This window comes from Hydrogenophaga pseudoflava (assembly GCF_031020795.1).
GTDB lineage: Bacteria > Pseudomonadota > Gammaproteobacteria > Burkholderiales > Burkholderiaceae_C > Hydrogenophaga > Hydrogenophaga pseudoflava_A.
In genome coordinates this window covers 40,952-54,575 of sequence record NZ_JAVHJP010000005.1, presented here as the reverse complement: position 1 = coordinate 54,575, position 13,624 = coordinate 40,952, and the positions used below count along the sequence as shown (strand labels likewise).

Genomic DNA, 13,624 nt, shown 5'->3' with positions numbered 1-13,624 from the left:
CACCCGTCGCCTGCCACGGGCCCAAACCAAGGCCACGCGCCCGTTCCGTTCATGAACCGTTCATCCGTCACGCCGGTGTCGCCCGAGCCCCACCCGGCAGCCGTTCGCCGTCCCAGCTGGGCCGACACGCTGCGCGCCTACCTGGAGCCGGCCAGCCTGCGCATGTTCGCCCTCGGTTTTTCCGCCGGGCTGCCGTTGCTGCTGGTGCTGGGCACGCTGAGCTTTCGTCTGCGCGAGGCCGGGCTGGACCGCACCACCATCGGTTACCTGAGCTGGGTGGGTCTTGCCTATGGTTTCAAATGGGTCTGGTCGCCGCTGGTCGACCGCCTGCCGATCCCGCTGCTGACGCGCGCGATGGGGCGCCGGCGCAGCTGGCTGCTGCTCTCGCAACTGGCCATCATGGGGGCGCTGGCCGGCATGGCGTTCGCCGACCCGCGCAGCCACCTGGACACGGTGGTCTGGTGTGCGCTGGCGGTGGCCTTCGCCTCGGCCACGCAGGACATCGCGCTGGACGCCTACCGCATCGAATCGGCCGACGCCGCGCACCAGGGTGCGCTGGCCGCGACCTACCAGACCGGCTACCGGCTGGCCATGATCTGGGCCGGCGCGGGCGTGCTCTGGCTGGCGGCCCGGGCCGAGGTGGCGCCCGTGGCGCAGGCCGCCGCCGCCGTGGCCGAGGCGGTGAAGCCGGCCCCCGGCGCGCTCTACCAGAACGGTGCCTGGACCACGGCCTACCTGGTCATGGCGGCGAGCATGCTGGTGGGGGTGGTCACCGTGCTGTTCTCGCGCGAGCCGGCGCAGGTCGAACTGCCGCCCTCTCGCAATGCCGGCGAGTGGTTCAAGGGGGCGTTCGTCGAGCCGTTCGCGGACTTCCTCAAGCGCTACGGCACACACGCCGTGCTGATCCTGGCGCTGATCGGCGTCTACCGCATCAGCGACGTGGTGATGGGCATCATGGCCAACCCGTTCTACGTGGACATGGGCTATACCAAGGACGAGGTGGCCGCGGTCACCAAGGTCTACGGCGTGATCATGACCCTCGTGGGCGCCTTCGTCGGTGGCGCGCTCTCGCTGCGCCTGGGCGTGATGCGGGTGCTGATGCTCGGTGCCATCCTGTCGGCTGCGAGCAACCTGCTGTTCGCCTGGCTGGCCGGGCACGGCCACGACGTGACGGCGCTGATCGCCGTGGTCTCGGCCGACAACCTGAGCGCGGGCGTGGCTTCGGCGGCCTTCATCGCCTACCTCTCGAGCCTGACCAACGTCAGCTACTCGGCCACGCAGTACGCGCTGTTCAGCTCGATGATGTTGCTGGCGCCCAAGTGGCTGGCGGGGTACTCCGGCGCGTTTGTCGACGCCTACGACTACCCGACCTTCTTCACCGCCACCGCGTTCCTGGGCTTGCCGGTGCTGGTGCTGATCTGGCTGGCCACCCGGATCAGTTCGGCGCCGGCGTTTCCAGCAAAGTCTTGAGCGCCGCCACCAACTCCGCTTTTTTCACCTTGCCCAGCGCCGTCCGCGGCAGGGCCTCCAGCCGCACCCAGCGGCGCGGCCACTTGTAGCGCGCCAGCCGGCCGTCCAGGAAGGCTCGCAGCGGCGCGTCCCAGCCCTCTGTCGCGGCCTGCGGATCGCGCAGCACCACCACCGCCACCGCCACCTCGCCCCAGCGCGCATCGGCCTGGCCGACCACGCTGCACTCGGCCACCGCAGGGTGCTGGGCGATCAGGTTCTCGATCTCGGCCGGGTAGATGTTCTCGCCGCCCGAAATGATCATGTCCTTGGCCCGGCCCACCACGGTGAAGCTGCCGTCGTCGGCCTGGCGCGCCAGATCACCGCTGCGAAAGAAGCCGTCGGCGTCGAGGGCCGGCCGGTCGGGCCAGTAGGTCGCGACCACGTTGGGCGCCCGCACCGCGATTTCGCCGACGTCGCCGGCGGCCACGGGGCGGCCGTCGGGGCCGAGCAGCCGGATCTGCACACCCGGCGCCGGCCAGCCGCATGAGCCGATGTGCGTGGCGGCGTGCTCCGGGGGCAGGGCAATGGAGAAGGGCCCGGTTTCGGTGCTGCCGTAGACGTTGCTGACCGGAATGCCCCGCGCCATGAAGGCCTTCAGCGGCTCGGGCGGCAGCACCGAGGACCCGGCCCAGACCGCGCGCAGACAGGTGAGGTCGGTCGAGGCCCAGTCCGGGTGGCCTGTCAGCGCCTGCAGAGTGGCCGGCACCTGCAGCGTCAACGAGGGGCGCTCTTCGGCGATGGCGCGCAGCGTGGCCATCGGGTCGAAGCGGCTGTGCAGCAGCACGGTGGCGCCGACGGAGAGCGCCGGCAGGGTCTGGATGCACAGGCCGCCCACATGGAACAGCGGCAGCACCGTCAGCACCGTGTCCTCGGCCGTCAGGCTCTGCACCTGGGCGGCGATCGCCACGTTCGCCAGCAGGTTGCCCTGGGTGTGCACCGCGGCCTTGGGCGTGCCGGTGGTGCCCGAGGTGTAGACCAGCAGCGCCGGGCGGTCCAGCGCGTCGGCCGGGACTTCCGGCAGCAGGGTGGAGGGCTCGGCTGCGAGCAGGTGGTCGAGCGTCAGATCGACCGGCCGGCCAGGACCCTTGCTGAGCACGCCGGCCGCCTCCTTGAACGAGGTGTCGTGCACCAGCAGCTTCGGCGTGCAGTCGTCCAGCACGGCGGCCCATTCGGCCGCCGCCAGCCGGGTGTTCAGGGGCACCAGCACCGCTTCCAGGCGTCCGAGCGCGAACAGCGCCGCGATCAGCGCCGGGTGGTTCTGGCCCAGCCAGGCGATCCGGTCGCCCGGTCGAACGCCCAGCGCCAAGAAGCTGCGTGCCAGCGCGTCGGCTTCAGCGCTCAGCCGGGCGAAGCTCCAGTCGCTGCGTGCGCCGGTGCTGATGTCGAGCCAGCGCAGGGCCCGGGCGTCGGGGCGGGCCCGTGCCAGGCCGTGCAGCAGGCCGGGCAGCGAACGGGCGGGCAGGGCAGGGGCGTCGGGCGTGAACATGGCGGCAACTTTACGTGAGCGAGACAAACGGTTCACGCGCGTGGGCGACGATGCGGGCGCCCCGATCCGGCGCCGGGCCGCCCCAAGCCGGATCAGCCCCTAGGCCCGGCAAGGACCGGGTCCCTTCCCAGTCCTGGAGCTGCGACCCGCGAAGCGGAGGAGCGTGGGGGTACCTTTAAACTGGTCCCATGAATGCCCCGTCCACCACCCGCCTCCTGATGATCGAAGACGATGCGCGTCTGGCGCAGATGGTCACCGAGTATCTGGCCCAGTCCGGCTACGAGGTCACCCACGCTCCCGACGGCGAAAGGGGCCTGGAGCAGCTGCCGCTGCTGCAGCCCGAGTTGGTGATCCTGGACCTGATGATGCCGGGAATCGACGGCCTGGAGGTGTGCCGGCGCATCCGCGCCCTGCCCAACGGCGGCGCCAAGGTGCCGGTGCTGATGCTGACGGCCAAGGGCGACCCGATGGACCGCATCATTGGTCTCGAACTCGGCGCCGACGATTACCTGCCCAAGCCCTTCGAGCCGCGCGAGCTGCTGGCGCGCATCCGGGCCGTGCTGCGCCGCCGCGGCGAGTCGACCGCCGCCGCGGCCACGGCCCGCGCCACGCCGGTGCTGCGCTTCGGCTCGCTGGAGATCGACCGCGACGCGCGCACGGTGCAGGTGGCGGGCAAGGCCTGTGAGCTGACCTCCTACCAGTTCGACCTGCTGGTGGCGCTGGCCGAGCGCGCCGGCCGCGTGCTCACCCGCGACCAGATCATGGAGGCGGTGCGCGGGCGTGAGCTCGAAGCGTTCGACCGCAGCATCGACGTGCACATCGGCCGCATCCGCAACGCCATCGAGGCCGACAGCAAGGAGCCCAAGCGCATCCTGACGGTGCGCGGAGTGGGCTATGTTTTTGCGAAGCAGCAGGACTGAATGAAAAGCCTGCTGGGTCAGAAGCTGTACCTGCGCATCTGGCTGGCCATTGTGGCCGCCGTCGCGGTGCTGACCCTGGTCGTCGGCTGGCTCTGGCAGATGGCGCTGGACCGGGACCGCGAGGAGCGCGACGCCCGCATCGCGCGCGAGATCGTGCTGCGCAACGGCGCTGGAGAGATCCTGGGCGAGGCGCCGGCGCAGGCGGTGCGGGTGCCCGGGCAGGGGCTGGAGTTCCAGGTGCAGATGAAGGACGGCCAGACGCTGTACATCCAGCTGCCGCGCCCAAACCGGCAGCCCGGCAGCCCCGTGCCAGGGCGGCGCAGCCTGTTCGGCCTGCAGTCGCCAATCGGCTTTGCCTGGTTGCTGGGTCTGGTCGGGCTGGCGGTGGCGTTGGGCGCCTACCCGATCGTGCGGCGCCTGACCCAGCGGCTGGAACGGCTGCAGCGCGGCGTCGAGCGCTGGGGGCAGGGCGACCTCAGCGCCCGCCTGCCGGTCAGCGGACAGGACGAGGTGGCGTTTCTGGCCGAGCGTTTCAACGCGGCGGCCGAGCGTGTGCAGACCCTGATGCTCTCGCACAAGACCCTGCTGGCCAATGCCTCGCACGAGCTGCGCTCACCGCTGGCCCGCATCCGCATCGGGCTGGAGCTGCTGGGCAACGACCCGGCGCGTGCCCCGCAACGGGCCGAGATCGCGCGCAACATCGACGAGCTGGACCAGCTGATCGACGAGATCCTGATGGCCAGCCGGCTGGACCTGCGCGATGCCAACGAGGTGTCGGCGCTGGGACCGACCGAGGAGGTCGACCTGGTGGGGCTGGCGGCCGAGGAGTGCGCCCGCACCGGCGCCGACCTGGACGTGGCCGAGGGAATCTCCCCAGTGCTTGTGCAGGGCTATCCCAAGCTGCTGCGCCGCCTGCTGCGCAACCTGCTGGAGAACGCCCGGCGCTACGGCCACCGGGCGGAGGCGGGCGGCGACGCCGGACCCGCCCGACTGAGCGTTGACCGGATCACCGCGCCGGGCCGGCGGGAACTGGTGCGGGTGTGCGTCGAGGACCACGGTCCGGGCGTGCCGCCCGAGTTGAGGGAACGCATCTTCGAGCCGTTCTACCGGCTGCCGGGGGCCAGCGAAAGCGTGGGAGGGGTGGGCCTGGGCTTGTCGCTGGTGCGCTCGATCGCCTTGCGGCACCAGGGCAGCGTGCGCTGCGAGGATCGCCCGGGGGGGGGAGCCCGCTTTGTGGTCGACTTGCCGATGTAACCTGTTGTAAATGTTGTGGGCCGACGAACTGTGCAATTTGTCACGATGATGTGACCCTGGCAGCATTTGGTGCTGATTTGTTGCCTGGATTTTGAGCGAATTGCAACAAAGGGCCACAGTTCTCCCCCAAATGGGGGATGGTCCGAACGTGTGCGGCAACGCACAATTTGCAGGTTGCTGTCACAACAAACCGAGCGACGGCTCACTTCCAAATCCAAATCGTCGCCCGCACCGGTCTCCCAACGACGTCCTTCCAAGGACTTTCAAAGCCACCGCAAGGTGGCTTTTTTTTGTTGCTGCCTCCGGCCTTCAGAGCTCGACGATGCCGTGGGTGGTGGTGGTTTTGCCCTGCCTCAGCGCCAGGCGGGCGGCCTGCTTGTTGCGGATGCGTTCGTCCGGGTGCGCGTAGTCGCGCCGGTGTTCCAGGTGCAGCACCGGCGCGGTGTACCGCAGGTGGACTCCCCGGATGCCCGCGTTGTTGAGGCGAAAACCCAGTTCGATGTCTTCTGCGCCGTAGCCGAAGTTCTCGTCGAACCCGTTCACCCGGATCAGGTTGAGGCGCGCCGTGGAACTGTTGCCGCCGTTCCAGGTCCGGCGCACGGTGGTCAGGCGCTCGGCCAGGCGAGAGGCCCAGGAGGGATAGAGGCCGGCCTTGAGCCGGGCGCTGGTGCTGCGCAAGGCCTCGTGCGATGCGAGCCAGTCCGGCGTGAAGACGTCGCCCGAGTCCACACCCGGCGCCAGCACGGCCTCGCTGGCCGCCAGGGTGAGCCGGATCACCCCACCGGTGCAGAAGCGCCGGGGCCGCGCCAGCGCGAGGTGGCGCGCCACAACGTGTTCCGACGGCAGGCAGTCGCCGTCGAGAAAGATCAGGTAGTCGGCGCCCGAGCTGGCGATGGCCTTGTTGAGGATGCGGTTCTTGCGAAAGCCGCGGTCCACCTGCCAGACATGGCGCAGGCGGGCACCCAGGCGCTGCTGCCAAGCGGCCATCAGCGCGGCCGTCTCCGGCCCGGAGCCGTCGTCCGCCACGCAGATCCGGAAGTCCGGCGCGCTCTGTCGCAGCAATGCGTGCAGCACCAGGTCCAGCGCACGGGGGTGGTTGTAGGTCGACACCACCACCTCGACGCTGCCCACCGTCCCCATGTTCAGTGCCCGTGCGCCACCACTTCGCCGGCCTTGAGGGCGTACACCGTGCCGCAGTACGGGCAACGGGCCTGGCCCGTGCGGGCCACGTCCAGGAACACCCTGGGATGGCTGTTCCAGAGCTTCATGTCGGCCTTGGGGCTGGGGCAGAACACCCCGCCCTGAGGGTTCAGGTCCTTGGCGGCCAATTCGATCGTGGAAGAAGTGCTCATGGGAATGTTCCTCAGACCTTGCTCAGCCAGTGGGCGTACTTGGGGTTGCGGCCGCCCACGATGTCGAAGAACGCGCTCTGGATCTTCTCGGTGATGGGGCCACGGCTGCCCGAACCCAGCTCGATGCGGTCGAGTTCGCGGATCGGAGTGACTTCGGCGGCGGTGCCTGTGAAGAAGGCCTCGTCGGCGATGTAGACCTCGTCGCGCGTGATGCGCTTCTGCACGATCTCCAGGCCCAGGTCCTTGGCGATGTGGAAGATGGTGTTGCGGGTGATGCCGTTCAGGGCACCGGCCGACAGGTCGGGCGTGTAGATCACGCCGTTCTTGATCACGAAGATGTTCTCGCCCGCGCCCTCGGACACGAAGCCCGAGCTGTCCAGCAGCAGGGCTTCGTCGTAACCCTCGTCGGTCACTTCCATGTTGGCCAGGATGGAGTTGGTGTAGTTGCTCACCGCCTTGGCCTGCGTCATGGTGATGTTGACGTGGTGGCGGGTGTAGCTGCTGGTCTTGACGCGGATGCCGCGCTTGAGACCCTCTTCACCCAGGTAGGCGCCCCAGGCCCAGGCCGCCACCATCAGGTGGATGGTGTTGCCCTTGGGGCTGACACCCAGCTTCTTGTCGCCGATCCAGGTCAGCGGGCGCAGGTAGCAGGACTCCAGCTTGTTCTCGCGCACCACGGCCTTCTGGGCCTCGTTGACCTGTTCCTTGGTGAACGGGATGGCCATGCGCAGGATCTTGGCGCTGTTGAACAGGCGGTCGGTGTGCTCTTCCAGGCGGAAGATGGCGGTGCTGCCGTCGGCCGTCTTGTAGGCGCGCACACCCTCGAAGGCGCCGCAGCCGTAGTGCAGCGTGTGGGTCAGCACATGGATCTTGGCGTCGCGCCAGTCCACCATCTGGCCGTCCATCCAGATCTTGCCGTCGCGGTCGGACATCGAGGGAATCACGGGGCTCATGCGGGGTCCTTTGGAAATGGGGTGTCTCAGGCGCCGTCTTGCGCCGCAGAAACACGCATTTTAGGTGCCCGCCCAGGGGAGCCGAGCCGGGTGTTTTCAGCCTTCGGCCGGAGGGCGTTGCAGCTCCCAGGTGGTCACGCGGCCCCCTTGCAGGGTGACGGTGACGGTGGAGCCTCCGTTGTCGGTCCAGCGGTAGCGCTCGGGTTCTTCGCCTTCGGCGCTCAGGCGCTCACCCAGCGAACGCGTCATGGCGATGACGTGCATCAGGTTCACCCCGGGCTTGAGTTTGGCATTGAGCATCACCGCGCTGGCCACCCAGCCCATGGGCCGGTCCGCGGCGCGCTTCATCACCGTCATCATCCGCGTCCAGTGCAGCAGCAGCCACATCACCAGGCCGCCGCCCACGGCCGCCACGCCCGCCCAGCCGTACTGGCGCCCGGCGAAGACGAGCAGACCGATGATGAGGATGGGAAGCCCCCATTTGAAGAGAAGTCGTTGGGTCATCGGGTGGCCTTGTTTCTGGATTGCCAGCGGGCAATGGCATTGAGCGCGGGGCGTTCGACGGCGTAGTAGCTGAGGGCTGCCAGTACCAACGAGGCCAGAACGCAGATCAACAATGCGAGCAGGCTGCCTTCGATTGTCTTCCACGGTCCGGGCACGGTGCGGGGGAGCAGCCTGAGGACGGGGAAGTGCCACAGGTAGATGCCATAGCTCCAGGTGCCCAGCAGGAGCAGTGGTCTGGAGCCCAGCCACCGGACGGGGTTGGATGGATGAACCACGAGGTACACGATGCCCGCGATCAGCAGGCCGACCACGGGCTCCCAGATGTAGGTGGCCCACGAGCCGTCCACCAGGGCCCGCGGGTGAAGGGACAGCAGGTACAGCCAGAGCAGGTAGAGCACGGCCGCTGCAGCCAGCGCCTTGCGGGTGAGCGTCAGCGACCCGGCATGCCGCCATTGGTTCAGGGCCAGACCGGTGAGGAACAGGCACAGAGAACCGGGCAGGTGCCGGATCAGTCCCAGTTCCACCAGCTGGGTGGGATCGCTGCGGCTCTCCAGAATGGCATAGCGCCAGCCGATGCTGATCACAAAGCTGGCGGCCAGCATCGCCCACACGTTGGTGCGGCGATAGAACACCAGGCACAGTGGGAGCGCCAGGTAGAAGCAGAGCTCGATGGGCAGGGTCCACCAGACGCCGTTGTACGGAATGCTGCCGCCCGGCAGCGGGTTCAGCCACAGCAGCAGGTTGTTCCGCATGCGCTCCGGGTCGAGGTCCTTGAGCAGCAAGGTGTACGAAGTCAGCAGGGCCAGCAGCAGCACCTGGAACCACAGCCCCGGGTAGATGCGCGCAAAGCGCCGCTGCCAGAAATGCGCGACGGTGGTGGCGGTCAGGGGCTTGTTCCAGAGCACGCCGCCCAGCAGGTAGCCGGACAGCACAAAAAACCATTGCACGCCGACCCACCCGTGGTCGATCAGGAGCATCAGGTTCCAGCGTTCACCCAGGAACTCGACCTTGGAGAAGGCGTTGCCAAAGGCCGGAAAGTTGGTTCGCCAATGAAACAGAAGCACCAGGACCGCGGCGAGGCCGCGCAGTCCATGCAGAGCAGGCAGGAAGTTCATGAGGAGCGGGTGTCAGGCGAGGCTGCGGGCCAGTTCCATGGCCTCTTCGATGCGGTCCACGCCGTGGATGGTCAGGCCTTCGAAGGCCTTGTCGTTTTTCTTCGGGGCGTTGGCCTTGGGCACCACCGCCACGGAAAAGCCCAGCTTGGCGGCTTCCTTCAGCCGCTCCTGGCCGCGTGGCGCCGGGCGCACCTCGCCGGCCAGGCCGACTTCGCCGAAGGCGATGAAGCCCTTGGGCAGGGCGCGGCCGCGCAGGCTGCTGGTGATGGCCAGCATGACGGCCAGGTCCGCCGCGGGCTCGCTGATGCGCACGCCGCCCACGGCGTTGACAAACACGTCCTGATCCATGCAGGCCACGCCCGCGTGGCGGTGTAGCACGGCCAGCAGCATGGCCAGGCGGTCGCGGTCCAGGCCGACCGACAGGCGCCGGGGCGAGGGGCCGCCGCTGTCCACCAGCGCCTGGATCTCCACCAGCATGGGCCGCGTGCCCTCCAGCGTCACCATCACGCAGCTGCCCGGAACGGGCTCCGAGTGCTGCGACAGGAAGATTGCGCTCGGGTTGCTCACGCCCTTGAGGCCTTTTTCCGTCATGGCGAAGACGCCGATCTCGTTGACCGCGCCGAAGCGGTTCTTGATCGCGCGGATCAGGCGGAAGCTGCTGTGCGTGTCGCCCTCGAAGTACAGCACCGTGTCCACCATGTGCTCCAGCACGCGCGGGCCGGCCAGCGCGCCTTCCTTGGTCACGTGGCCCACCAGCACGATGGCCGTGCCGCTGGCCTTGGCCGCGCGCGTGAGGTGGGCGGCGCACTCCCGCACCTGCGCCACCGAACCGGGTGCGCTGGTGAGCTGTTCGGAGTACACCGTCTGGATCGAGTCGATCACCGCGATGGCCGGCTTGTGCGCCGACAGCGTGGCCAGGATCTTCTCCAGCTGGATCTCGGCCAGCACCTGGACCTGCGAGCCGTCCAGGCCCAGCCGGCGCGAGCGCAACGCGACCTGGGCGCCCGACTCTTCGCCGGTGACGTACAGCGTCTTCTGGCCGGCGCGCTGCAGCGCATCCAGCGCCTGCAGCAGCAGCGTCGACTTGCCAATGCCCGGGTCGCCGCCGATCAGCACCACACCGCCCTCGACCACGCCACCGCCGAGCACGCGGTCGAGTTCGTCGTGGCCGGTGGGCGTGCGCTGCACGTCGGTGGCCTCGATGTCGGCCAGGGTGGTGACTTCGGCCGTCTTGGCCAGCGCGGCGAAGCGGTTCTTGGTGGGCGCGCCGGATTCGGCGACCGACTCGATCAGCGTGTTCCAGGCGTTGCAGTGCGGGCATTTGCCCAACCAGCGCGGGCTGGTGCCACCGCATTCGTTGCAGGTGTAGATCGTCTTTTCTTTGGCCATGTGGCCGGCAATATAGTCGACACCCCGTCGGGCCTGTCGTGCCCGGCCCCTCCGCACCTCACCAACGTGTCTCCTGCCCGTTCCGCGTCATCGAACCGTGTCGTCCCCGCCACCGCCCTGCAGGCCCTGGCCCCTGGCGAGCAGCCGCTCTCGGCCGCGGCCCGCGCCTTCAACCTGCAGCTCGGCCGGGTGGACAAGCTCCGGGCGCAGCTGGACGAGCTCGACGCGCTGGGCCAGTCGCACCGGGTCGAGCGGCACCGCTGGCTCGCGCCCCTGCAGCAGCAGCGGCGCCAGCAGATGCGCGCCCTCGCCCTGGCGCTGGACGGGCATCTGCAGGGCAAGGCCCTGAGCCGGCTGCAGCAGGACACGGCCGCCGAGGCTGTGTGCGCACTGGCGCAGACCCTGGCCGACGAGGGTGAGGCCGACATGGTGGCGCTGCACGACCGGCACAGCCGCCAGACGTTGGCCCAGAAGAAGCAGGCCGCGGCCGACGCGCTGCGCGCGCGCCTGGAGGCCGCGCTGGGCGAGCCGTTGGCGGACGGCGACGAGGCGCTGTCGGCGGACGAGCTGGTGCGCGAAGGCCTGGCGCGCTGGCGCGCGGCGCGTGAAGAGGCGCAGGCGCGCCGCCAGGCCAAGGCCCAGGCGCGCAAGGCGCGCAAGCGGCCCAGCGCGCAGCAGGCCGAAGCGCTGACCCAGGCGGCCGACGCCGAAACGCAGCTCCGCACCCTGTTCCGCCAGCTGGCCAGTGCCCTGCACCCCGACCGCGAGCCCGACGAGGCCGAGCGCCTGCGCAAGACCGCACTGATGAGCGAGGCCAACACCGCCTACGCGCGCAAGGACCTGGTGACGCTGATGCAGATCCAGCTGCGCGCCGAACTGGCCGATCCGGCCGCGGTGTCGCGCCTGGCGGACGACCGGCTGGCCGCGCTGACGCTGCTGCTCAAGCAGCAGGTGGCGGGCCTGGAGCGCGAACGTGCCGCGCGACAGGGGCAGCTCGCCGGCGAGTTCGAGTTGCCGCACGGCCAGGTGGCCAATCCGAACACACTCAGGCAGCACCTGCTGGCCGAGGTGGCGGCGCTGGAAGCTCAGGTGGCACAGTTGGGGCAGGACCTGGCCGCGGTGCAGGACGTGGCGACGCTCAAGCGCTGGCTCAACCGGCAACGCGAGGCGCCGCGTCCGGGGCGGGCGGACCGCGACCCCGACGACTACGTCTGAGCGTCGGCCGGGTGGCGGTAGCGCCGTGTCACCTTGGCGATCTCCACCGAGTAGCTGGCGTACCAGCGCTCGCGGCCCAGCCGCTGCGCCATCAGGTGGTCGGTGTGCTGTTTCCAGGCGCGGATGCTGGCCTCATCGGGCCAGTAGGACAGCGCGATTTCCTGCTCGCCCTCGGTCACGGCGGTGAAGTCCAGGCAGCCGAACTGCGTGAGCGCGAGCTGGCGCATCTGCGCGGCCATGGCGCTGTACTCTGCATCCAGGTCGCGGGCCTTGGCGCGGAAGATCACGACGAACATGTTCAGAAGCCTTTCAGGAGTTCGCGGGTGATGTCGGCCGCGGGCGCACTGCGGCAGCCGCTGGCGTTCTGGCCGCTCCACAGCGGTGAGAAGTCGCCGCGTCCCTGCTTCTCCCAGTGTGCGCGCAGCGGCGCGATGGCGGCCGTGGCGGTGGGGAAGGCGGGCGCCGCCGGGCTCAGCGGCCCCAGCTCGCGCATCACGCGGTTCGGGATGCCCCGCGCCGGCCGGCCGGTGAACAGGGTGGTCAGCTGCGTGTGGCGCGCGGCCTCGCTCTGAAGTGCGGCGCGGTGCAGCGCCGAGGTGGCGGCCTCGTTGCTGCACAGGTAGGCCGTGCCCACCTGCACGCCCGATGCACCCAGCGCCAGGGCGGCCCGCACGCCCGCCGCGTCGGCGATGCCACCGGCCGCAATCACCGGCACCTGCACCGCGGCCGCGATCTGCGGCAGCAGGGCGAAGGTGCCGACCTGGGTTGTCAGATCGTCGGTCAGGAACATGCCGCGGTGGCCGCCTGCTTCCGAACCCTGCGCGATCACCGCGTCCACGCCCTGGGCTTCGAGCCAGATGGCTTCTTCCACCGTCGTCGCCGAGGACAGCAGCACGCTGCCCCAGCCCTTCACACGCGCCAGCAGGTCCGGCGCGGGCAGGCCGAAGTGGAAGCTCACGATGGGCGGCCGGAACGGCTCCACGAGGTCGGCCACCGCGTGGCTGAAGGGCACACGCCCCGCGCCGGCCGGCACGGCGGCGATGTCCAGCCCGGCCTCGGCGTAGAACGGTGCCAGCGCCTCGCGCCAGCGGGCCTCGCGCGCCGGGTCGGGCGCGGGCGGGGTGTGACAGAAGAAGTTGACGTTCCAGGGCCGGTCGGTGCCTTGCGAGAGCGCGGTCAGCTCCTGCACCAGCGCCTCCGGCGTGAGCATGGCCGCGGGCAGGGCGCCGATGCCGCCGGCCCGGCAGACCGCCAGCGCGAGGGCCGAGCCCTGCGAGCCGGCCATGGGCGCCTGCAGCAGCAGGCGGTCGACATTCAGGCGTGGGGTGAGCGTGTTCATGCGCGCATTGTCGGCCGCGCCCGGGGGACAAGGGTTAACCCCTGTTTGGAGAAGGTCGAAAAAACATTTAACATATTAAATAAATCAGACCGACCCATGGCCATCGACGACAGCTCCCCTTCTTTTGCCCACCGCAACCTGCCGCGCCTGCTGCTGGAGGCGCGCGAGGCCGTCATGCAGCACACCCGGCCCAGCCTGCGCGAGCACGGCCTGTCGGACCAGCAGTGGCGCGTGCTGCGTGTGCTGGGCGAACACGCGCGCGACCTGGCGGGCGTCGAGACCGGCCGCGTGGCGCGCGAAGCGCTGCTGCTCGGGCCCAGCCTCACGGGGGTGCTTGCGCGCATGGAACGCGACGGGCTGATCACCCGCAACCGCTGCCCGCAGGACGCGCGCCGCACCGTGGTGCGCGCCACGCCCGCGGGTCTGAAGCTGGTGCGCAAGCTGTCGCAGACCATCGAATCGCACTACCAGTGGATGGAGGCGCAGCTCGGCCCGCAGCGCCTGGCCCAGCTCTATGCGCTGCTGGACGACGTGATCGCGCTGGAGGCGCCGGACGGCGTCGAGGCCGACGACTTCGAGGAGTGACCC

Annotated in this window: 14 protein-coding genes; 5 read left to right on the top strand and 9 right to left on the bottom strand. The window is 69.6% G+C overall.

Going from position 1 to position 13,624, the window contains the following annotated elements; translation table 11 throughout:
- The first annotated feature begins 51 nt into the window (after positions 1–51).
- Complete coding sequence (locus RCO38_RS16520; protein ID WP_308329444.1) at positions 52–1,470, top strand: AmpG family muropeptide MFS transporter; 1,419 nt, start codon at positions 52–54, stop codon at positions 1,468–1,470.
- Here RCO38_RS16520 and RCO38_RS16515 read toward each other — a convergent pair.
- Positions 1,436–2,995 carry a class I adenylate-forming enzyme family protein gene (locus RCO38_RS16515; protein ID WP_308329443.1) on the bottom strand — a complete coding sequence of 520 codons (1,560 nt, stop codon included), beginning with the start codon at positions 2,993–2,995 and terminating at the stop codon, positions 1,436–1,438. The genes RCO38_RS16520 and RCO38_RS16515 overlap by 35 nt on opposite strands.
- A 188-nt stretch (positions 2,996–3,183) precedes the next feature.
- On the opposite strand from RCO38_RS16515, the gene RCO38_RS16510 reads away from it, so the two are divergent.
- A complete protein-coding gene (locus tag RCO38_RS16510; RefSeq protein ID WP_308329442.1) occupies positions 3,184–3,915 on the top strand; it encodes a response regulator transcription factor in 732 nt (243 codons plus the stop codon).
- Positions 3,916–5,169, top strand: coding sequence for an ATP-binding protein (locus RCO38_RS16505; protein WP_308329441.1), 1,254 nt, complete (start codon positions 3,916–3,918; stop codon positions 5,167–5,169).
- A gap of 309 nt (positions 5,170–5,478) precedes the next feature.
- Here the strand turns inward: RCO38_RS16505 and RCO38_RS16500 are convergent, their stop codons facing one another.
- The 6 genes from RCO38_RS16500 to radA all read right to left on the bottom strand — a co-directional run bounded on the left by RCO38_RS16500 (position 5,479) and on the right by radA (position 10,482).
- Complete coding sequence (locus RCO38_RS16500) at positions 5,479–6,309, bottom strand: glycosyltransferase (RefSeq protein WP_308329440.1); 831 nt, start codon at positions 6,307–6,309, stop codon at positions 5,479–5,481.
- A gap of 2 nt (positions 6,310–6,311) precedes the next feature.
- The gene (locus tag RCO38_RS16495; RefSeq protein ID WP_308329439.1) at positions 6,312–6,521 is read right to left on the bottom strand and encodes a zinc-finger domain-containing protein; all 210 of its coding nucleotides are present in this window, start codon (positions 6,519–6,521) and stop codon (positions 6,312–6,314) included.
- Positions 6,522–6,532: 11 nt separating this feature from the next.
- Complete coding sequence (locus tag RCO38_RS16490; RefSeq protein ID WP_308329438.1) at positions 6,533–7,474, bottom strand: branched-chain amino acid transaminase; 942 nt, start codon at positions 7,472–7,474, stop codon at positions 6,533–6,535.
- 96 nt (positions 7,475–7,570) lie between these two features.
- On the bottom strand, positions 7,571–7,978 hold the full coding sequence (locus RCO38_RS16485) for a glycerate kinase (RefSeq protein ID WP_308329437.1): 408 nt from the start codon (positions 7,976–7,978) through the stop codon (positions 7,571–7,573).
- On the bottom strand, positions 7,975–9,093 hold the full coding sequence (locus RCO38_RS16480; RefSeq protein ID WP_308329436.1) for an acyltransferase family protein: 1,119 nt from the start codon (positions 9,091–9,093) through the stop codon (positions 7,975–7,977). The genes RCO38_RS16485 and RCO38_RS16480 overlap by 4 nt, the downstream gene beginning before the upstream one ends.
- Positions 9,094–9,105: 12 nt before the next feature.
- A complete protein-coding gene (radA, locus tag RCO38_RS16475; protein ID WP_308329435.1) occupies positions 9,106–10,482 on the bottom strand; it encodes a DNA repair protein RadA in 1,377 nt (458 codons plus the stop codon).
- A gap of 66 nt (positions 10,483–10,548) precedes the next feature.
- Between radA and RCO38_RS16470 the strand changes: the two genes are divergently transcribed.
- A complete protein-coding gene (locus RCO38_RS16470; RefSeq protein WP_308329434.1) occupies positions 10,549–11,697 on the top strand; it encodes a hypothetical protein in 1,149 nt (382 codons plus the stop codon).
- On the opposite strand, the gene RCO38_RS16465 is transcribed toward RCO38_RS16470, so the two are convergent.
- Positions 11,688–11,993, bottom strand: coding sequence for an antibiotic biosynthesis monooxygenase family protein (locus RCO38_RS16465; protein ID WP_308329433.1), 306 nt, complete (start codon positions 11,991–11,993; stop codon positions 11,688–11,690). The genes RCO38_RS16470 and RCO38_RS16465 overlap by 10 nt on opposite strands.
- A gap of 2 nt (positions 11,994–11,995) precedes the next feature.
- The gene (locus tag RCO38_RS16460; RefSeq protein WP_308329432.1) at positions 11,996–13,036 is read right to left on the bottom strand and encodes an NAD(P)H-dependent flavin oxidoreductase; all 1,041 of its coding nucleotides are present in this window, start codon (positions 13,034–13,036) and stop codon (positions 11,996–11,998) included.
- Positions 13,037–13,132: 96 nt separating this feature from the next.
- Between RCO38_RS16460 and hpaR the strand changes: the two genes are divergently transcribed.
- Complete coding sequence (gene hpaR, locus RCO38_RS16455) at positions 13,133–13,621, top strand: homoprotocatechuate degradation operon regulator HpaR (RefSeq protein ID WP_308329431.1); 489 nt, start codon at positions 13,133–13,135, stop codon at positions 13,619–13,621.
- The last annotated feature ends 3 nt before the right edge of the window (positions 13,622–13,624 follow it).